Here is a 17,124-nt window from a genome sequence, read left to right as displayed (position 1 = left end):
CCGACCCGCACCCATCAGTACGCCTTCGGATGACGGACCGGCGCGGCGACGGCACACGCACACGATCCGTCATCCCGACCCGCACGCATCAGTACGCCTTCGGATGACGGACCGGCGCGACGACGGCACGCGGGACCGACCGCACGAGGTCTGACGACCCAGGGCACACCCTCACGGCGCGACGGTGCTGAACAGCGAGGCGACCGTCGGCACGACACCGAGGAGGAGAAACGCGGGGAGCAGGCAGACGCCCAGCGGAAGGGCTGCCGAGACCCCGACCTTGCGCGCGGCGTCCTCGGCCCGGGCGAGCGACTCGCGCTCGAGCTCGTCGGCGAGGCGTTCGACGGCGTGCACGACGGACGCGCCGGAGACCTGCGACCGGACCATCGCGCGGGCCAGCGGCGCGAGCACGTCGTCGTCCGCGACCGCCGACCACGCCTCGGCGCCGGCCGCACCCCAGCGCGCACGTTCGACGACCGGAGCGAGCCGGTCGGCGGCCGGTCCGGGGAGGGCCCAGCACGCCTGCGCGAGGCCCGCGACCGGTTCGGCACCGGCACGAAGGGTCGCCGCGAACAGGTCGACGAGGTGGGGCAGCGTGCGCTCGGCCTCCTCGCGGTCGCGCCGGACCGACGACGGCTCGGCGTTCGCGAGGATCCGTCGGGCGACCAGGGCGGCGACGGCACCCGCCACGGCTCCCGGCAGGCCGCCGACGAGCAGCCACGCGCCGATACCTGCGCCGACCGCGGCCAGCGGTCGGACCGGGGAGCCGGACGACGGGCGCGGTCGGACGACCTGCGGCACCGGGGGTGCCAGGACCGCCACGGCGAGCGCCGCGCAGAGTGCGCTGAGCCAAATCACGGTGCGGCCGCCCGGTCGGCCAGCCGCTCGATCCACCAGAGCCCGAGCCCGAGCAGCGAGGCGCCGAGGGCGAGGCACAGCCACCCCACGGGCGTCGTCAGGAGGAACGACCACGGGTCGGAGCCGGCACCGGATCCCATGAGCAGCACGGCGACCGGGAGTGCCGCGACCAGGCGGGCGGTGGCCCGTGCCGACGCCAGCTCGGAGTCCACGAGCCGGCGCGTGCGACGGCGCGTCCGGAGACTGGCAGCGGTGCGGTCGAGGGCGGACGCCAGGCCGTGCCCCGAGTCCTGGGCGACCTGCCACGCCGCTGCCACCCACCGCAGGTCACCGGCTCCGGGTCGCTCAGCGGCCACCCGGCGGAGCGCCTCCGGGACGTCGGCCCCGAGGCGGGACGCCTCCACCGCGGCAGCCAGGGGCCGCCAGCGCTCGCTCGCCGACTCCAGGGCCAGGCCCGGAGGGCGACCGGCAGCGAGGTCAGCGGCGAGCAGCTCGCACACCTCGAGGACGGCCGCACGGTCCTCGGCGAGCGCCCGACGCCCCGGTCGCCAGCGCCGCCGGGGCCGGGCGGGAAGCGCCGACAGCCCGAGCGACTCCACGACCACCCCACCGGGCGGAACCAGGACGAGGACCGCTGCGGCCACCGCCAGCGCGGCGATCCACGTGGGATCGACGGTCACCACGCCACCCCGCCCAGCCGCTCCATGAGCGCCGGCGCCGCCGGCCCGCGCACCACCCGGTCGGGTTCGAAGGTCGCGGCCGTGCGCAGGGCGACCAGACCGGACGCGTCGCGCTCCGGCACCCCCAGCTCGAGGATGCGCCGTCTCCCGTCACGGCCCCGGCCGAGGTGGATCACCACGTCGAGGGCGGACGCGAGCTGGCTGTGCGCCGCCTCGCGAGGCAGGCCGGCGGCCAGCGAGAGGGCCTCGATCCGGGCCGGCACGTCGGCCGCGGAGTTCGCGTGGAGCGTGCCGCAGCCCCCTCCGTGCCCCGTGTTGAGCGCGGCCAGGAGGTCGACCACCTCGGCCCCTCGCACCTCGCCGACCACGAGCCGGTCCGGTCGCATCCGCAGCGCCTGCCGCACCAGCGTCTGCAGCGAGATCTCGCCCGCGCCCTCGATGTTGGCGGGCCTCCCCTCGAGCGCGACCACGTGCGGGTGCTCGGGGCGCAGCTCGCTGGCGTCCTCGACGAGCACGACCCGCTCGCCGGGGTCGACCAGGGACAGGAGCGCCGACAGCACCGAGGTCTTCCCGGTCCCGGTGCCGCCGGTGACCAGGAAAGCGCATCGCGCGTCGACGACCTCCTCGAGCAGGAAGGCACCGTCAGGAGGCAGGGCGCCCGCGGTCACCAGCTCGGGCAGCGTCCACACCCGGCCGCGCGGCACCCGGAGCGACAGCACCGTCCCGGTCCGCGCGACGGGCGCGAGCACTGCGTGGAAGCGTGTCCCGTCCGGGAGACGGACGTCGGCGTGCGGGGTCGCGTCGTCGAGCCGCCGACCTGCCGAGGCCGCGAGGCGTTGCGCGAGGCGACGCACGGACGAGTCGTCGGGGAAGGAGACCGCGACCCGCTCGAGGCCAGCACCCCGGTCGATCCACACGTCGTCGGGGCCGTTGACCAGCACGTCGGTCACGTCGGGCAGCCGGAGCAGGTCCTCGAGCGGGCCGGCCCCGAGGACGTCACGGCGGAGCAAGTCGTGCACCGCCAGGACGGTGGCGTCGCCCACCGGCGAGCCCGAGGCACGCAGCGCCTCGGCCACCCGGTGCGGCGTCAGGTCGCCGGCGGACCCGGCCAGCCGTCGTCGTACGTCGTCGAGGACCGCCGCCGGCACCGGGGCACTCATGCCGCCACCGGCAGCAGGTCGCGTGCGGCTCGCAGGAGCGGACCGCGGGCCCCGAGCGGACCGAGCCCGCGGTCGACGGCAGACGCGAGGCCGCGCTGGTCGCCGACGGCGGCGACGACCGGCAACCCCGTCACCTGGGTGGCGTCGGCGTCGCTGACCGAGCCGGGGCGCAGCACCAGTCCGGCCCCCGGCGCGCGGCCCAGCTCGGCCACCAGTCGAGCCGTCGCGGCCAGACCGGGCAGCGTCGCGGGCGTCACGACGAGCAGCTCGTCGCACCGGTCGGCCAGCTCGGCCACGCCCGCTCCGTGTCGGGCGAGGTCGACCACCACGAGGTCGTGCCCGGAGGTCGCCGACGGGAGGATCCGCCGCACCGTGGGCACGTCGAGCCATCGGCGGCGCCCGGACCAGGTCAGGACGCCCAGCAACCCCGCCCGCGGCACGCCCTCGCGCAGCGCGCGTGCACCCACCCGGCCCGCGGTGTCGACCAGTCCCTCCCACCGCACCCCGGGCACGGCCTCCATCCCGAGCAGCCGGTCGAGTCCCGGGCCGAGGGGATCGGCGTCGACCAGCAGCGTCGGCGCGAGCCTGGACTGCCACTGGGCGAGCGCGCAGGCGAGCGTCGTCGCCCCCGCGCCGCCGGATCCGCCCACGACTCCGACGACCCGGCCGGGCGAGGCCTGCTCGCCGACGTCGGCCAGCGCGTCGGAGAGCCACGAGGACCCGGCCGAGAGGTCGAGCACCGACGCCGCGCCGATCTCGAGCGCGCTGCGGAAGACCGCGTCACCGGGCGAGAGCCCCACCACGTGCACGCCCGCTCGCCGGGGCGGTGCGAGCTCTGCGACGGCGCTCGCGAGGTCGGTGCCGACGAGGACGAGCTCGGCCTCCGCCCATGCGGCGAGGGCGAGCGCGGGCGAGGACGACACCTCGGCGCCGACACCGGCCGCAGCGCAGAGCGGCACGACGACCTCGTGGACGGACGGGGAGCCGGTGAGGAGCAGGACAGCCATGCCCCGACGATCCCGTCGCCCACCGACGACGCCCACCCGCCGACGAGGTCACCTGTGGACAAGCCGCCTCAGGGCCCGCCTGTGGACGGTTGGCGGCCCGGTATCCATCCGCGTCCGCCCCTACGATGGCGGCATGACCCGCCCCACCGCGGCCTTCTTCGACCTCGACAAGACGATCATCGCCAAGTCGAGCACGCTCGCGTTCAGCCGCGAGTTCCAGGCCGGTGGGCTCATCACCCGGCGCGCGATGCTGCGCTCGGCCTACGCCCAGTTCGTCTTCTTCACCGGCGGCGCCGACCACGACCAGATGGACAAGATGCGCGAGTTCATGTCGCAGCTGTGTGCCGGCTGGGACGTCGCGACCGTCCGCGAGATCGTCCACGACACGCTGGACAACATCGTCGAGCCGCTCGTCTACCACGAGGCGGTCAGCCTCATCGAGGAGCACCGCGCGGCCGGGCGCGACGTCGTCATCGTGTCCGCCTCCGGCGCGGAGGTCGTCGAGCCGATCGGCGAGATGCTGGGCGCCGACCGGGTGATCGCGACGCGCATGGAGATCGTCGACGGGAGGTACACCGGCACCATCGACTACTACGCCTACGCCGAGGAGAAGGCACGGGCGATCGAGCACCTCGCGGAGACCGTCGGCTACGACCTCGACGAGTGCTTCGCCTACAGCGACTCGGTCACCGACGTCCACATGCTCGACGTCGTCGGCCACCCCTTCGCGGTCAACCCCGACAAGGAGCTGCGGCGCATCGCCCAGGAGCGCGACTGGCCCGTGCTGAGCTTCGTCCGGCCCGTCGCGCTGCGGCGCCGGATCCCCGTGCCGCCGGCCAGGCCGACCCTCGCGGCCCTCGCCGTCGGTGGCGCGGTGGCCGCCGGCGGGGTCCTCTGGGCCAACCGGAGACGCCGGGTGACGGACGCCTGACGTCGTACTCACCGGTACCCGGACGCCCCACCAGCGGTGGTCAAAGTCAAGCCTTGTGGGTGCTCCCGGACAGGGCTAGAACTGAGGCAACGAACTCCACAAGCAGCACGTGATCCAGGTACCCACGCGGCGATCCACCCATCCGATGGGGTGCTGACCGGTCGGGATCTGCCCGAGGCAGCGATTGAGAAGAGCACGCTTGGTAGCCAGGCGTCACGTGTCAGCGGCGGCACCCGATCCACGTGAGCGGGTGCCGCTCGCATGTCCGGGGTCTCCGTGCCGACCGACCGCGGTCAGGCGACCATCTGCCACTGGATTACCGCACGAGGGGCGAGGCCTCGGCGCCGGCCGCGAACGCCTCCGCGCCGTAGAGCGCCCAGGCCTGGACGCCGCGCGGGCCGCCAGCGCTGTAGGCACGGAGGTTGGACTCGTACGCCGCCCGGTGCGCGAGGTGCCCGGCCTCGGGGACCACCAGCGACTTGGCGTCGACCCCGCGGGAGACCAGCACGAGTCGCTCGAGGGCGCGGGCGACGATGCCGTTGTGCGAGGCGAACGGTGCGGCCGTCGCGACGTCGGCGTGCGCGACCGCCGCGACGAGCAGCGCCGGCGCCGACGTGCCCGAGACGAGGAGCTCGGCGACGCCGCGCAGCCGGTCGGCCGAGGCCGCGTCGCGTGGTCGGCCGAGCTCCTCGGGGTCGAGGGCGCCCGAGCCGACGACGGTGTGGAGCCGGGCGATCGCCTGCAGCGGCGCGGTCTTGAGCAGGGGCGCGAGCGCCAGCATCGAGGCCGAAAGCCGGACGGCGTCCGAGGCGATCTCGTCGCCCGTCCCCGCGCGCACCTCGTCCAGCGACGAGGCCGATCCCTCGAGCACGGCGCTCGCGTGGGCGCCGCGCAGGAGGGACTCCGCGGTCATCTCCGGCGACGTACGACGCAGGCCGCGGTCGCGCAGCAGCGCGTCGATCCCGTCGCGGACTCCGGCATAGGCCGACGGGACCCCTTCGAGGTCGGTCAGCCAGGCGAGCGGATCGGTCACGGGGAGGACGGTAGTCGGGATCAGTCCGCGACCGGCCGGGCGCCCTCGCTCGGCAGCAGCGAGATCTTCTGCCAGATCTTGCGCGACATGCCGGTGGTGAGCGTCTCGAGGTCGCTGACCGTGGTGAGCACCAGCGAGTCGCGCGACTCCTCCGCGCACAGTGCCGCGACCTTGCCGATCAGCGAGAGCATCTCCGAGCAGTAGTCGAGGTAGCGCTCCATCTCGCCGCGGTCGAGGTCGACCTTCACCATCTTCTCGGTCTTCACGAAGTCCGGTCGCAGCCGCTCGGGGTCCTTGGTGAGCTGGTGCATGTCGACGATGTGCGCGAGCGAGCGGAGCCGGTGGAGCAGGTCGAGGAGGTGGCCGCGCTCGAGGCGCTGCGGCAGCGCGTAGAGGAACCACAGCGCCAGCCCCGCGAAGACCAGGTCGTTGATCGCGGACTCGATCAGCGGCACCCACTCGAAGGTGCGCTCCGGACCGATGCGCAGCGCGTCGCGGAGCGCGAGCCCGAAGATCGTCACCGTCGCGACGAGCACGACGACCGCGGCCAGGCGCGAGGCCAGCCGGACCCACCGCAGCCGGACCCGGATCGCCGAGGACCCCTCGGCCACGTCGGAGGTGAGCACGCCGAGCTCGCCCACGACCGCGAGCAGCCCGCGGTCGGGGAACCGGGCCGCGATGCGGGACTCGAGGCGCGCGACGGTGTCCGCCACCGGCCCCGCGTCGAGGCGTTCGAACGAGCTCACGGACGTCAGCGTAGGGACAACTTCTCCGGCACGGGGCGCGTCACAGCCGTGGTACCCCACCACCGACCCGATCCGAGGTCCCGATGCGCCCGACCATCCCCCTCCTCATCACCGCCGCCCTGGTGGTCGGCACGGCCGTCTCGATGGCCCCGGCCAGTGCCGCGGCAGCCACCTGCCGCGGCGTGCCCGCGACGATCGAGGCCAGCGGCGTGCTCCGCGTGGACGGCACCGAGGGCGACGACGTGATCGTCGCCCACGACGTCAGCGGCGTGCGCGCACTGGGCGGGGACGACCTGGTCTGCGTCATCGGCAGCGTGGTCGGCGTCGTCGACGCCGGCACCGGCAACGACGTCGTCGACGCCACCGGCCGCACCGGGAGGACCACCACCTTCCTCGGCGAGGGCGACGACACCTTCCTCGGGTCCGCGGCGGTCGACGAGGTCCACGCCGGCACCCAGGGTCGGGTGGACACCGGCCGGGACGTCGTCGACGCCGGTCCTGCCGGTGCCGACCAGGACTTCGTCGTGTCCGGGCGGACCGGACTGCCCAACCCCGACGAGGTGGTCGGCCGGTTGGTCTGGCTCGACTGGGCGGGCGACCCGACTCCCACCAGCAGGGCCGAGGGAGGCACCGGCAGCACCTTCGCGCTCGGCACCGGCCCCGCCACGAGGCTGGCGATCGACGTCCCTGCCCGGACGCTCACCACTTCGGGGTCCGGCGCCGCGCTCACCGTCCGCGGGTTCTCGACCTTCAGCGTGCGCGCCTCCCGCGACCTCGAGCGGTTCACGTTCCGCGGCAGCAACCGCGACGAGGCACTCCTCGTGCCGCCGGGAGGGCGTACCGTCCTCCGTGCCGCGATGGGTGGGGGCGACGACACGATGCAGGTCGGGACCTACGCGAAGGGCAGCTGGTTCAGGGGCGGCCACGGCCGCGACCGCGTCTACGTCCAGTCCTCTGCGCGCCTCGACCTCGACCTCCGGCAGGGGGTGCTCACGAAGCGGTCCGGCAGGAAGGTGGTCACCCACGAGGTGACCGGCTTCGAGGACGCCGCCGTCGGCGCCCCCACCGTGCGGCTCACGGGCACCCACGGGAGCAACGCGCTCGAGGTCGACGCCTGCCGTGCGACGGTCCAGAGCCTGGGCGGCCGGGACACGACCTCCGCCCTGCCCAGCACGGGGAGCGGGTCCCCGTGCGTGGGCGGTCGACAGATGCGGTTCTTCGGCGGACACGGCGACGACCGGATGTTCGGGTCCAGCGGCAACGACCTCCTCGTCGGCGGTCCCGGTCGCGACCAGGCGGTCGGCGGAGGTGGTCGCGACACCTGCGGGGCCGAGATCCGGCGCGAGTGCGAGGTACGTCGCTGAGCGCGGGACGTCGCCGTCGCTTGTAGCCTGACCGGGATGAGCGACGAACTGCCCGGGACTCCCGCACCGACCGACCGCGCCCGCTCGTTCGGGTCGGTCGCCGGCGCCTACGACCGGGCGCGTCCGTCGTACCCCTCCGACGCGGTCGCGTGGCTGACGGGCGGCGAGGCCAAGGTCGTCCTCGAGCTCGGCGCCGGGACCGGCAAGCTGACGCGCCAGCTGGTCGACCACGGGCACGCGGTCTTCGCCACCGAGCCCGACGAGGCGATGCTGGCGATCCTGCGCGAGCGCGTGCCCGAGGTGAGCGCGAAGGTCGCGACGGCCGAGGAGATCCCGGCCAACGACCGCTCCGTCGACGTCGTGGTGGTCGCCCAGGCCTTCCACTGGTTCGACCACGGGTCGGCGCTGGCCGAGATCGCCCGGGTGCTCAAGCCCGGCGGCCACCTCGCCCTCGTGTGGAACAGCCGCGACGACCGCATCCCGTGGGTGCGGCGGCTGGGAGACATCCTGGGCATGCAGGACGGCAACACCACCTCGGCCCAGCACCTCGCCGACAGCGAGCTGTTCGGCGAGATGGAGGACACGACCTTCAAGAACTGGCAGGAGATCGACCGCGAGTCGATCCTCGACCTGGCCCGGTCGCGGTCGAACTTCGCCGTCATGGGCGAGGACGAGCGCGCCGAGAGCCTCGCCGCGGTCCTGGCGTTCTACGACGACTACGGCCGCGGCATGGACGGGATGCAGATCCCCTACGTCACCCGCTGCTACCGCGCCGTGGTGGTCGACGGCGACGAGCAGGCCTCCGGCCCCGACGACCCGTCGCAGGACGGACCGGCCGTGAGCGACGGCACCGACACCGACATGCTGCTCATCGACTTCCGGTAGACCACCCGTCCGGTAGCGCCCATCCGAGGTCGCACCTAGGGTCACGTGCGTGGCGAGGTGGAGGTGGCGGCGCACGTCGCTGGGCGGGGAGACCGACCGCGCCACCTTCCGCGCGCTGCACAACGCCTCCCTCGCGAGCCCGGCGCTGCGCGAGGGCCTGACGAGCGCGAGCGCGGAGCGGTCCGTGCGCCACCTGCGGGCGCTGCTCGGCACCCCGGCTGCCGGGCTCGGGGACACGAGCGGGCTGCTCGCGTGGGACGGGCTCGGCGGCCACCACCGCGGCCAGCTGACCGCCACGATCAGCCAGGTCGCGGAGACCGGGCGGACGATGATCGTCGACGAGCGGACCCTGGTCTGCGAGGACGGCGGCTGCCAGGTGCGGCAGGCGATCGTGAGCCCGCTGGTCGCCGAGGACACCCTCGTCGGAGCGCTCGTCGTCGGCGCCCCGCACACCACCGGCGGCCTCGTGCGCGCGGCCGACGAGGTGGCCTCGTGGGTGAGCGGCCAGCTCGAGCTCGCCGAGCTCGACCTCTCCCGCAACCGCCTGATGGAGGCCGAGGTGCGTGCCCTGCGGGCGCAGATCAGCCCGCACTTCATCTACAACTCGCTGGGCGCGATCGCGAGCTTCGTGCGCACCGACCCCGACCGGGCGCGCGAGCTGCTCCTCGAGTTCGCCGACTTCACCCGCTACTCCTTCCGGCGCCACGGCGAGTACACGACGCTCGCCGAGGAGCTCCGCTCCGTCGAGCGCTACCTCCTGCTCGAGCAGGCGCGCTTCGGCGACCGGCTCCAGGTGACCCTCCAGGTGGCGCCGGAGGTGCTGCCGGTCGCGGTCCCGTTCCTGTGCATCCAGCCGCTGGTCGAGAACGCCGTGCGCCACGGGCTGGAGGCCAGCGCCGACAAGGAGGACGGCGTCGGCCGGCTCCACATCACCGCGCGAGACCTCGACCAGGAGTGCGTCATCGAGGTCGAGGACGACGGCACCGGCGAGGACCCCGAGCGGGTGCGCCGGGCGCTGGCCGGCGACGCCTCGATGGACTCCGTCGGTCTCGGCAACGTCGACGCACGGCTGCGCAACGCCTACGGCGACGACTACGGTCTGGTCGTCGAGACCGCGCCCGGCGCCGGCACGAAGGTGATCGTGCGGGTGCCGAAGTTCGCCCCGGGAGTCCAGGTATGACTGCTCTGAAGGTCCTCGTCATCGACGACGAGCGCCCCGCCCTCGACGAGCTCACCTTCCTCCTCGGCCGCGATCCGCGCATCGGCGAGGTGAGGGGCAGCGACTCCGCGACCGAGGCCCTGCGGGTGCTGCAGGCCGAGGAGGTCGACGCGGTCTTCCTCGACATCCAGATGCCCGGCCTCACCGGGCTCGACCTCGCGCAGGTGCTCTCCCGCTTCAAGAACCCGCCACCGATCGTCTTCGTCACCGCGCACGAGGAGCACGCCGTCGCCGCCTTCGAGCTGCGCGCCGTCGACTACGTCCTCAAGCCGGTGCGCGAGGAGCGTCTCGCCGAGGCCGTACGACGGGTGGTGGAGGCCGGCGGCCCCGCTCCGTCCGGTGACGTGCAGATCCCCGTCGAGCGGGGCGGGGTGACCCGGTTCGTGAACCGGTCGGAGATCACCCACGTCGAGGCGCAGGGCGACTACGCGCGCCTCCACACCGCCGACGGCTCGCACCTCGTCCGCACGCCCCTCACCTCGCTGGCCGAGCAGTGGGCGTCGGCGGGCTTCGTCCGGATCCACCGCTCCGTGCTCGTCGCGCTCCCCCACGTCGAGGAGGTGCGCAGCGAAGGCGGCCGGGTCAGCGTCGTGGTCGGCGGCACCGAGCTGCCGGTCTCGCGGCGCCACACCCGGGAGCTCCGCTCGGTGCTGACCAGGCGCGAAGCGCCGTCGTGAGCAGGCCCTCGTGAGCGACCAGCCGCCACCCCGGGTGCGGGTCACCGGGCCGCCGCGGCGTCGCGCTGACGTCGTACGGCACCCGGGGGCGCGGGAGATCGACGCGGAGACCGCCCTGGGCGAGGTCTTCATGCGCTCGCTGCTGCGCGAGCAGCTCGTGCTCGCGCTGCGGGTGCTCGCGGCCCTGGCGCTCACGGTCGGGCTCGTGCCGCTGGTGTTCCACCTCGACCCGTCGCTGGGCGACGTCGAGGTGGGGCCGGTGCCCCTCGCGTGGCTCGTGCTCGGCGTCCTCACCTATCCGTGGCTGATCGTGCTCGGGTGGGTCTACGTGCGGCAGGCCGAGGCCAACGAGCGCGACTTCGCCGACCTCGTCGGAACCGTCGAGGAGGACTCCCCGTGAGCGCCGACGTCGTGCCGGGTGTTGTGGCGGTCGTCCTCGTCTCGCTCGCGACGCTGGCGATCGGCACGTGGGGCCTGCGGATCTCGCGCACCACGAGCGACTTCCTCGTCGCCTCGCGCACCGTCCGCCCGCGCCTGAACGCGAGCGCCATCGGCGGCGAGTACCTCTCGGCCGCCTCCTTCCTCGGCGCCGCCGGGCTGCTGCTGACGTTCGGCGCGGAGATGCTGTGGTACCCCGTCGGCTGGACCGCGGGCTACCTCGTCCTGCTGGTGCTCGTGGCCGCGCCGCTGCGCCGGTCCGGGGCGTACACCCTGCCGGACTTCGCCGAGGCCAGGCTCGGCTCGCGCGGCGTGCGCAAGCTCTGCTCGGTGCTGGTCGTCGGCATCGGCTGGCTCTACCTGCTCCCGCAGTTCCAGGGCGCCGGGGTCACGCTCCGCTCGACCATCGGCGCGCCCACGTGGGCGGGCTCGCTGGTCGTCGCGCTGGTCGTGCTGGCGTCGGTGAGCCCGGGCGGGATGCGCTCGATCACCTTCGTGCAGGCCTTCCAGTACTGGCTCAAGCTCACCGCCCTGCTGATCCCGATCTGCATCCTGCTGGCCGTGTGGATGGCGGACGGCGCGGCCGATCCGTCGGCCACCGCACCGGCGTCGTGGTCGATCCCGCTCGCCACGCCGGGCGGGGGCATCGGGCTCTACACGACGTACTCCCTCATCGTGGCGACGTTCCTCGGCACGATGGGACTGCCGCACGTGGTGGTGCGCTTCTACACGAACCCGGACGGCCGCGCCGCACGCCGTACGACGCTCGCGGTGCTCGGCCTGCTGGGGATCTTCTACGTGCTGCCGCCGGTGTACGGCGCCCTCGGCCGGCTCTACGCACCCGGACTCGTCGACGCCGGGTCGGACACGCTGGTGCTCGAGCTGCCGAACCTGATGGTCGGCGGCGTGCTCGGGGCCGTGCTCACCGGGCTGGTCACCGCGGGCGCGTTTGCGGCCTTCCTGTCGACGAGCTCGGGGCTGACCATCGCCGTCGCCGGCGTGCTGTCGCAGGACGTGACCGGGCGGCGCTGGGGCTCCTACCGGCTCGGCGGGGTCGCCGCCTTCCGGGTCGCGGCGGCGATCGCGGTCGTCGTACCCCTCCTCATGTCGCTCCCGGCGCAGGACGTGCCGGTGGCGCGGACGGTCGGCCTGGCGTTCGCCGTCACCGCCTCCACCTTCGCGCCGCTGCTGATGCTCGGGATCTGGTGGCGCGGCCTGACGCCGACGGGTGCCGTGTCCGGCCTCCTGGTCGGTGGCCTCGGGTCCGGTGCGGCGGTCGCGTGGACCCTCGCCTCGTCGGCGTCGACCGGCTGGTCGGCCGCGCTCCTCGGGCAGCCGGCCGCCTGGTCGGTGCCGGCCTCGCTCGCGACGATGGTCGTGGTGTCCCGCCTGACGCGTGCGTCGGTGCCCGCCCACGCCAACCGCTTCATGGTCCGCCTCCACACCCCCGAGGCGGTCGAGCTCCAGCGCTGATCAGCCGCGCACGTGGAACTCGCTGCCGTCGGGATCGGCCATCTCGACGTCTCCGTCGTCCGAGCGGGCGACCTCCCTCGCCCCGAGCTCCACGAGGTGCGCGACGTCGGCGTCGAGGTCGTCGGCGACCAGGACGAAGTGCATCCGGTTGCGCCCGACCCGGGCGTCGAGCGGTTCGCCGCCCCAGGCGATCTTCGGACCGCCGCCGGCGGGCTGGATCCCGGTCTCCCCGTCCTCGTCGTGCACCAGCGGCCAGCCGATCGCCGCGCTCCAGAACAGGCCGACCGCGCGGGTGCCGTCGCAGGCGAGCTCGCCGAGGAACGGCGTGCCGGCCATCCAGCTGTTGCCCTCCTCGATCACGCAGAACGGGACGCCGTCGGGGTCGGCCAGCACCACGTGGTCCTCGTCGGGCTGCTGCCCGACGTCGACGTGGCTGGCCCCCAGCGCCAGCGCGCGGGAGACGGTCTCCTGCTGGGAGGCGGAGTTGCTGCTCAGGTGGAGGTGGACCTGGGTCGGCAGCACGAGGGGCTCGAGCCAGGGCTCGAGGTGCACCTCGAACGGGGTCCCGTCACGCGGGACGAGCGTGACGCCGTCGACCTCCCAGCCGAGCAGGTCGCCCCAGAACTGCGCCGACCGGACGGGATCGGCGGCCAGGATCGTGAGCGCGTGCAGTCGGGCAGCCATCCCGGCAGCCTAGGGCGATCCCCTGTGTGATCTGCCACTCAAATCAACAAAACATCAACACAATTGCGTTGTCTTGGTAACTTCTTGACATTCGTCATGACGTTCCCCGTCCCTCCCCACGCCAGGACCGCACCCATGGAAGCCCTCCGCCCCTCCCGCCGCGCCATCGCGCGCAGTGCCGTGTGGACGGTTCCTGTCATCGCGGTGGCCGCCACGGCGCCGGCGTTCGCGGCGTCCCCGTGCGACTGCGCCGGCTTCTCGGTCCCGGCCTTCCCCGCCTCCGGAACGCTCGGCAACGGTTGGTCCCTGTCCTCGAACAACGTGAGCTCCGGCGGCGGGACCGACCGGTTCGAGAACGGCTCGTTCGTGACCGTCGAGGACTCCACCAGGTACGACACCCGCACCGTGACCGCCTCCCGATCGATCTGCGTCACGGCGGGCAAGACGTACCGGTTCCAGTACTCGTGGACCGCGTACCTCATCAACAACCGGAAGATGACCTCCGTGCTCCAGGTCAACGGCCAAGCGGTCGCCAACAGCCAGATCGACACCTCGACCAGCCAGGCGTCCGGGACGCGCAACGTCACCTGGATGTCCAACGCGAGCGGCACGGTGACGATGAGCTTTCTGCACACCGTGACCCCGCCCGGGTTGCTGGGCGGAAACCTCACCGGCGACGACATCACCATCAACAGCGTCACCGCCAGCTGCTCCTGACGGCCCGGCGTGGCCGCTCGAGCCAGCACCATGAAGGCGGTTCGAGAACGGACCGCGGGCCCGCGAGCGTGGCGGTCCGGCTCGTGGAGTCGAACTGCCTTCATCGTGCTGTCCTCACCTCCGCAGCAGCAGCGCCGAGTCCCCGAACTCGTGCCAGAGGTAGCCCTCGGCCACCGCTGCGTCGTACGCCGCCTGCGTGAGGCGCTCGCCCGCGACCGCCTCGACGAGGAGGAGGTGCGAGGCCATCGGGTCGTGCCAGCCGGTGACGAGGCCGTCGACGACGCGTGGCGGCTGGGCGGGCGTCACGACGCGCGAGGTCCAGCCGCGCGAGGCGACGACGTGCCGTCCGAGCACCGACGACTCGACGGCGCGCGTCGCGGTGGTGCCGACGGCGATGACGCGGCCACCGTTCTCGCGGGCCACGTTGATCGTGCGAGCGGACGTCGGCGGGACCTCGAACCACTCCGGCCCGGGCGCCTCGCCGGCCTCCTGCGAGGAGACACCGGTGTGCAGCGTCACCGGCGCGAGCTGGACGCCCGCGGTGACGAGACGGGTCACGAGAGACGGCGTGAAGGGGCGCCCGGCCGACGCCATCTCGGCGCTGCCCGGACGGGTCCCGAAGACGGTCTGGTAGTCGGCGAGCGGGTAGCGCCAGTCGAGGTAGCCGTAGGCGATCGGGCGCCCGTTCCACCCCAGCTGCCGGTCGAGGTCGCCGCGCACCGACGCCCGCCACAGGCGGTTGCCCGCACCCGTCGGGGAGGACGCCTCGCCCGGCCAGGGCGACCGCAGCACCAGGCGTACGTCGCCGACCCGCACGACGTCACCCGCCGCCCGGTCCAGCACGGCACGGCCCGCGTCGGGCGCCGACCGCACCTCGACGACGCGGTCGCCGTCCTCGAGGTGGTGGGCCACGTGGAGCACGACCGGCTGCCCGTCGATCGTGGCGTCGACCTCGGCGTTGACGGTGGCGGACGTGTTGACGACCAGGACGTCGCCCGGACGCAGGTGGTCGGGCAGGTCTCGGAAGCGCACGTGCGAGAGGCCGTCGGGCGTGCCGACCAGCAGGCGCACCTCGTCGCGCTCGAGGCCGCGCGCCTCGGCCGGCTGCGGCGCGAAGTCGGACGCGGCGAACCGGGTGTGCGGGGTCTCGGTCAGGGTGCTCATCCGTCGGCCTCCGCGAGGTCGGCAGCCCGGTAGCGGCCCGACTCCGGACGCGCGTCGAGCAGCGCCAGCAGCCGGGGTACGACCGTCGCCGGGAGCGGCCGGTCGGAGATGTCCTCCCCCGGGAAGGCGTCCTGCTGCATCGCCGTGCGCATGTCGCCGGGGTCGACGGCGTACGCCCTCAGGCCGGTCTCGGCGGCCCAGGTCAGCGTCACGTGGTCGAGCGCGGCCTTGCTCGCGCCGTAGAGCCCCCACGTCCCGTAGTGCTCGACGGCGGCGTCCGAGCTGATCGAGAGCAGGACGCCGTCCGCCTCGCGCAGCCACGGCAGCAGCGCCGACGTGAGGACGAGCGGCCCGCCGATGTTGGTGCGCCAGACGTGCATCAGGTCGGGGAAGTCGACGTCGGCCAGCGGGCGCATCGGCAGCGGACCGAGCGTGCTGGCGTTGTGGACCAGCAGGTCCAGGCGGCCTCGCCGCTCCACCTGGGCCACGAGCTCGGCCCTGTGGTCGGTGTCGGTCAGGTCGCCGATGACGACCGTGACCTCGGGAGGCAGGTCCGCCTCCTTGAACTTCTCCTCGCTGCGGCCGTCCGTGACGACGTCCCAGCCCCGGGCCGCGAGGGCCCTGCACAGGGCCAGCCCGAGGCCGGCCGATCCTCCGGTGACCAGGGCCACCCGTGTCTTCTTCGTGGTGTTCATGGCACCATGGTTCAAGTTGAAGTGAACTTGAGTTCAAGGGCCAGTTTCCAGGAGGGGGGCGCAGGTGGATCCCAAGGACCTGCTGCCGATGGGTGAGATCTCCAGCAGGAGCGGCTTCGCCGCGTCGGCGATCCGCTACTACGAGGCGGAGGGGCTCATCGAGGCGCACCGCTCGGGCGGCGGCCAGCGGCGGTTCGAGCGCAGCGTGCTGCGACGGCTGGCCTTCATCCGCGCCGCGTCCAACGTCGGCCTCACCATCGAGGAGATCCGCGACGAGCTCGGCCGGCTGCCCGGCAACCGCACCCCGACCAAGGCGGACTGGCACCGGATCTCGAAGCACTGGGGCGCCCGGCTCGACGAGCAGATCGCCGCCCTCCAGCGGCTCAAGGGCGGCCTCGACTCCTGCATCGGCTGCGGCTGCCTCAGCCTCCGCTCGTGCGCGTTCTCCAACGCCGGCGACTGGGCAGCCGAGCGCGGTTCCGGCGCCCAGCTCCTCCCCGACACCCTCCGGCGCCCACACCCCTCCCGCCGATCGGGGTGACCATCTGCCACCGGACTACCGCACGAGAGGCGGCCACCCGGTGTCAGGATCGACCACATGAGTGACGGCTACGAGATCCGGACCGACCTCGCCGAGATGGACCTCGACCGGGTGCACGGGTGGCTCAGCACCGACGCCTACTGGGCGCTGGGCCGCACGCGCGACAACGTCGGGACGGCCGCGGCCCACTCGCTCAACTACGGCGTCTTCCACGGCCGCGGGCAGGTCGCCTACGCCCGCGTCGTCACCGACCGCGCCAACTTCGCCTGGCTCTGCGACGTGTACGTCGACCGCGACCACTGCGGTCGAGGCCTGGGCCGGATGGTGGTCAAGGCTGTCAACCGCGACCTCGACGCGTTCGGCGTACGACGCACCCTGCTCGCCACCGGCACCGCCCACGGTGTCTACGAGCCGCTGGGCTTCGGGCCGCTGCCCGACCCGACGATGTGGATGATCAGGCAGGAAGGCTGAAGAGCGTCAGCTGCATCCCGTCGGGCGCGGCGACCCGGGCGTTCGTGTCGCCCCACGGCGTCGTCCGGGCCGGGGCGACGGACGTCGCGCCCGCCCCGACCAGCGCAGCCGAGGCGTCGGCAGCGGACGGGACCCGGAGTGCGAAGCGCACCTTCCCCGACACCCGCTGGCCCACCTCGAGGTCGTCGACCATCGCGGCCTGCCGCTCGTCGAAGAGCTCGAGCGTCGCGCGACCGGCGTCGAGCAGCAGCACCCGGCCGTCGTCACTGCTCCAGTCCTCGAGCTGGGCCAGCCCGAGCGCGTCTCGGTAGAACGCCACCGCCGCGTCGAAGTCGTCGACGGTGAGGGTGATGCGGAGCTCCTGGACCTCGGTCATGGACC

General features: G+C 73.7%; 20 protein-coding genes. 10 read left to right on the top strand and 10 right to left on the bottom strand.

Annotation, left to right across the window (positions count from 1 at the left end; all coding sequences use genetic code 11):
- Nucleotides 1-171: 171 nt before the first annotated feature.
- Genes BLV76_RS09220 through ssd form a run of 4 tightly spaced genes read right to left on the bottom strand, consistent with a single transcriptional unit; the run spans nucleotide 172 to nucleotide 3,705 of the window.
- Nucleotides 172-858: a type II secretion system F family protein gene (locus BLV76_RS09220; protein WP_090968863.1), complete on the bottom strand. Its 687-nt coding sequence runs from the start codon at nucleotides 856-858 to the stop codon at nucleotides 172-174.
- Entirely contained in the window at nucleotides 855-1,538 is a 684-nt protein-coding gene (locus BLV76_RS09215; protein ID WP_175539617.1) for a type II secretion system F family protein, read from the bottom strand. Before BLV76_RS09215 ends, BLV76_RS09220 begins: the two co-directional genes overlap by 4 nt.
- Nucleotides 1,535-2,698 (bottom strand): TadA family conjugal transfer-associated ATPase, encoded by a 1,164-nt coding sequence (locus BLV76_RS09210; protein WP_090968861.1) that lies wholly within the window; start codon nucleotides 2,696-2,698, stop codon nucleotides 1,535-1,537. Before BLV76_RS09210 ends, BLV76_RS09215 begins: the two co-directional genes overlap by 4 nt.
- Entirely contained in the window at nucleotides 2,695-3,705 is a 1,011-nt protein-coding gene (ssd, locus tag BLV76_RS09205; RefSeq protein WP_090968860.1) for a septum site-determining protein Ssd, read from the bottom strand. The genes BLV76_RS09210 and ssd overlap by 4 nt, the downstream gene beginning before the upstream one ends.
- Nucleotides 3,706-3,838: 133 nt before the next feature.
- Between ssd and BLV76_RS09200 the strand changes: the two genes are divergently transcribed.
- Nucleotides 3,839-4,636: an HAD family hydrolase gene (locus BLV76_RS09200; RefSeq protein WP_090968859.1), complete on the top strand. Its 798-nt coding sequence runs from the start codon at nucleotides 3,839-3,841 to the stop codon at nucleotides 4,634-4,636.
- A gap of 316 nt (nucleotides 4,637-4,952) precedes the next feature.
- On the opposite strand, the gene BLV76_RS09195 is transcribed toward BLV76_RS09200, so the two are convergent.
- Both BLV76_RS09195 and BLV76_RS09190 read right to left on the bottom strand, forming a co-directional pair.
- Nucleotides 4,953-5,669: a Fic family protein gene (locus tag BLV76_RS09195; protein WP_090968858.1), complete on the bottom strand. Its 717-nt coding sequence runs from the start codon at nucleotides 5,667-5,669 to the stop codon at nucleotides 4,953-4,955.
- Between the two features lie 20 nt (nucleotides 5,670-5,689).
- Nucleotides 5,690-6,415, bottom strand: a complete 726-nt coding sequence (locus tag BLV76_RS09190; protein WP_217630300.1) for a hypothetical protein — start codon at nucleotides 6,413-6,415, stop codon at nucleotides 5,690-5,692.
- Between the two features lie 83 nt (nucleotides 6,416-6,498).
- Here BLV76_RS09190 and BLV76_RS22500 point away from each other — a divergent pair, with 83 nt between their 5' ends.
- Genes BLV76_RS22500 through BLV76_RS09160 form a run of 6 tightly spaced genes read left to right on the top strand, consistent with a single transcriptional unit; the run spans nucleotide 6,499 to nucleotide 12,471 of the window.
- On the top strand, nucleotides 6,499-7,779 hold the full coding sequence (locus BLV76_RS22500; RefSeq protein ID WP_090968857.1) for a hypothetical protein: 1,281 nt from the start codon (nucleotides 6,499-6,501) through the stop codon (nucleotides 7,777-7,779).
- Nucleotides 7,780-7,815: 36 nt separating this feature from the next.
- A complete protein-coding gene (locus BLV76_RS09180) occupies nucleotides 7,816-8,664 on the top strand; it encodes a class I SAM-dependent methyltransferase (protein ID WP_090968856.1) in 849 nt (282 codons plus the stop codon).
- 49 nt (nucleotides 8,665-8,713) lie between these two features.
- The gene (locus BLV76_RS09175) at nucleotides 8,714-9,844 is read left to right on the top strand and encodes a sensor histidine kinase (RefSeq protein ID WP_090968855.1); all 1,131 of its coding nucleotides are present in this window, start codon (nucleotides 8,714-8,716) and stop codon (nucleotides 9,842-9,844) included.
- Nucleotides 9,841-10,560 carry a LytR/AlgR family response regulator transcription factor gene (locus BLV76_RS09170; protein ID WP_090968854.1) on the top strand — a complete coding sequence of 240 codons (720 nt, stop codon included), beginning with the start codon at nucleotides 9,841-9,843 and terminating at the stop codon, nucleotides 10,558-10,560. The genes BLV76_RS09175 and BLV76_RS09170 overlap by 4 nt, the downstream gene beginning before the upstream one ends.
- Nucleotides 10,561-10,570: 10 nt before the next feature.
- Nucleotides 10,571-10,960, top strand: a complete 390-nt coding sequence (locus BLV76_RS09165) for a hypothetical protein (RefSeq protein ID WP_090968853.1) — start codon at nucleotides 10,571-10,573, stop codon at nucleotides 10,958-10,960.
- Nucleotides 10,957-12,471 carry a sodium/solute symporter gene (locus BLV76_RS09160; protein WP_090968852.1) on the top strand — a complete coding sequence of 505 codons (1,515 nt, stop codon included), beginning with the start codon at nucleotides 10,957-10,959 and terminating at the stop codon, nucleotides 12,469-12,471. The genes BLV76_RS09165 and BLV76_RS09160 overlap by 4 nt, the downstream gene beginning before the upstream one ends.
- Here BLV76_RS09160 and BLV76_RS09155 read toward each other — a convergent pair whose 3' ends face one another.
- A complete protein-coding gene (locus tag BLV76_RS09155; RefSeq protein ID WP_090968851.1) occupies nucleotides 12,472-13,155 on the bottom strand; it encodes a VOC family protein in 684 nt (227 codons plus the stop codon).
- A gap of 135 nt (nucleotides 13,156-13,290) precedes the next feature.
- Between BLV76_RS09155 and BLV76_RS09150 the strand changes: the two genes are divergently transcribed.
- A complete protein-coding gene (locus tag BLV76_RS09150) occupies nucleotides 13,291-13,872 on the top strand; it encodes a hypothetical protein (protein WP_090968850.1) in 582 nt (193 codons plus the stop codon).
- Nucleotides 13,873-13,986: 114 nt separating this feature from the next.
- Here the strand turns inward: BLV76_RS09150 and BLV76_RS09145 are convergent, their stop codons facing one another.
- Entirely contained in the window at nucleotides 13,987-15,036 is a 1,050-nt protein-coding gene (locus BLV76_RS09145) for an S-adenosylmethionine:tRNA ribosyltransferase-isomerase (protein WP_090968849.1), read from the bottom strand.
- Nucleotides 15,033-15,731: an SDR family NAD(P)-dependent oxidoreductase gene (locus BLV76_RS09140; RefSeq protein WP_090968848.1), complete on the bottom strand. Its 699-nt coding sequence runs from the start codon at nucleotides 15,729-15,731 to the stop codon at nucleotides 15,033-15,035. The genes BLV76_RS09145 and BLV76_RS09140 overlap by 4 nt, the downstream gene beginning before the upstream one ends.
- A gap of 64 nt (nucleotides 15,732-15,795) precedes the next feature.
- Here BLV76_RS09140 and soxR point away from each other — a divergent pair, with 64 nt between their 5' ends.
- Together soxR and BLV76_RS09130 are read left to right on the top strand one after the other, a co-directional pair.
- On the top strand, nucleotides 15,796-16,272 hold the full coding sequence (soxR, locus tag BLV76_RS09135; RefSeq protein WP_245734608.1) for a redox-sensitive transcriptional activator SoxR: 477 nt from the start codon (nucleotides 15,796-15,798) through the stop codon (nucleotides 16,270-16,272).
- A gap of 57 nt (nucleotides 16,273-16,329) precedes the next feature.
- Nucleotides 16,330-16,743 carry a GNAT family N-acetyltransferase gene (locus tag BLV76_RS09130; protein WP_090968847.1) on the top strand — a complete coding sequence of 138 codons (414 nt, stop codon included), beginning with the start codon at nucleotides 16,330-16,332 and terminating at the stop codon, nucleotides 16,741-16,743.
- Here the strand turns inward: BLV76_RS09130 and BLV76_RS09125 are convergent.
- Nucleotides 16,727-17,119: a VOC family protein gene (locus BLV76_RS09125; protein ID WP_090968846.1), complete on the bottom strand. Its 393-nt coding sequence runs from the start codon at nucleotides 17,117-17,119 to the stop codon at nucleotides 16,727-16,729. The genes BLV76_RS09130 and BLV76_RS09125 overlap by 17 nt on opposite strands.
- Nucleotides 17,120-17,124: the final 5 nt, after the last annotated feature.

Origin of the sequence: Nocardioides exalbidus, assembly GCF_900105585.1 — a bacterium.
GTDB lineage: Bacteria > Actinomycetota > Actinomycetes > Propionibacteriales > Nocardioidaceae > Nocardioides > Nocardioides exalbidus.
The sequence above is the reverse complement of the archived record's forward strand: the minus strand, read 5'-3'. Positions and strand labels throughout refer to the sequence as shown.

What these genes read in the sequence shown, in the direction of transcription:
- ssd (WP_090968860.1), bottom strand. Translation starts at nt 3,705, where the DNA reads ATGGCTGTCCTGCTCCTCACCGGCTCCCCGTCCGTCCACGAGGTCGTC.
- BLV76_RS09125 (WP_090968846.1), bottom strand. Translation starts at nt 17,119, where the DNA reads ATGACCGAGGTCCAGGAGCTCCGCATCACCCTCACCGTCGACGACTTC.
- BLV76_RS22500 (WP_090968857.1), top strand. Translation starts at nt 6,499, where the DNA reads ATGCGCCCGACCATCCCCCTCCTCATCACCGCCGCCCTGGTGGTCGGC.
- BLV76_RS09180 (WP_090968856.1), top strand. Translation starts at nt 7,816, where the DNA reads ATGAGCGACGAACTGCCCGGGACTCCCGCACCGACCGACCGCGCCCGC.
- BLV76_RS09150 (WP_090968850.1), top strand. Translation starts at nt 13,291, where the DNA reads ATGGAAGCCCTCCGCCCCTCCCGCCGCGCCATCGCGCGCAGTGCCGTG.
- BLV76_RS09200 (WP_090968859.1), top strand. Translation starts at nt 3,839, where the DNA reads ATGACCCGCCCCACCGCGGCCTTCTTCGACCTCGACAAGACGATCATC.
- BLV76_RS09145 (WP_090968849.1), bottom strand. Translation starts at nt 15,036, where the DNA reads ATGAGCACCCTGACCGAGACCCCGCACACCCGGTTCGCCGCGTCCGAC.
- BLV76_RS09155 (WP_090968851.1), bottom strand. Translation starts at nt 13,155, where the DNA reads ATGGCTGCCCGACTGCACGCGCTCACGATCCTGGCCGCCGATCCCGTC.
- BLV76_RS09130 (WP_090968847.1), top strand. Translation starts at nt 16,330, where the DNA reads ATGAGTGACGGCTACGAGATCCGGACCGACCTCGCCGAGATGGACCTC.
- BLV76_RS09170 (WP_090968854.1), top strand. Translation starts at nt 9,841, where the DNA reads ATGACTGCTCTGAAGGTCCTCGTCATCGACGACGAGCGCCCCGCCCTC.
- BLV76_RS09210 (WP_090968861.1), bottom strand. Translation starts at nt 2,698, where the DNA reads ATGAGTGCCCCGGTGCCGGCGGCGGTCCTCGACGACGTACGACGACGG.
- BLV76_RS09140 (WP_090968848.1), bottom strand. Translation starts at nt 15,731, where the DNA reads ATGAACACCACGAAGAAGACACGGGTGGCCCTGGTCACCGGAGGATCG.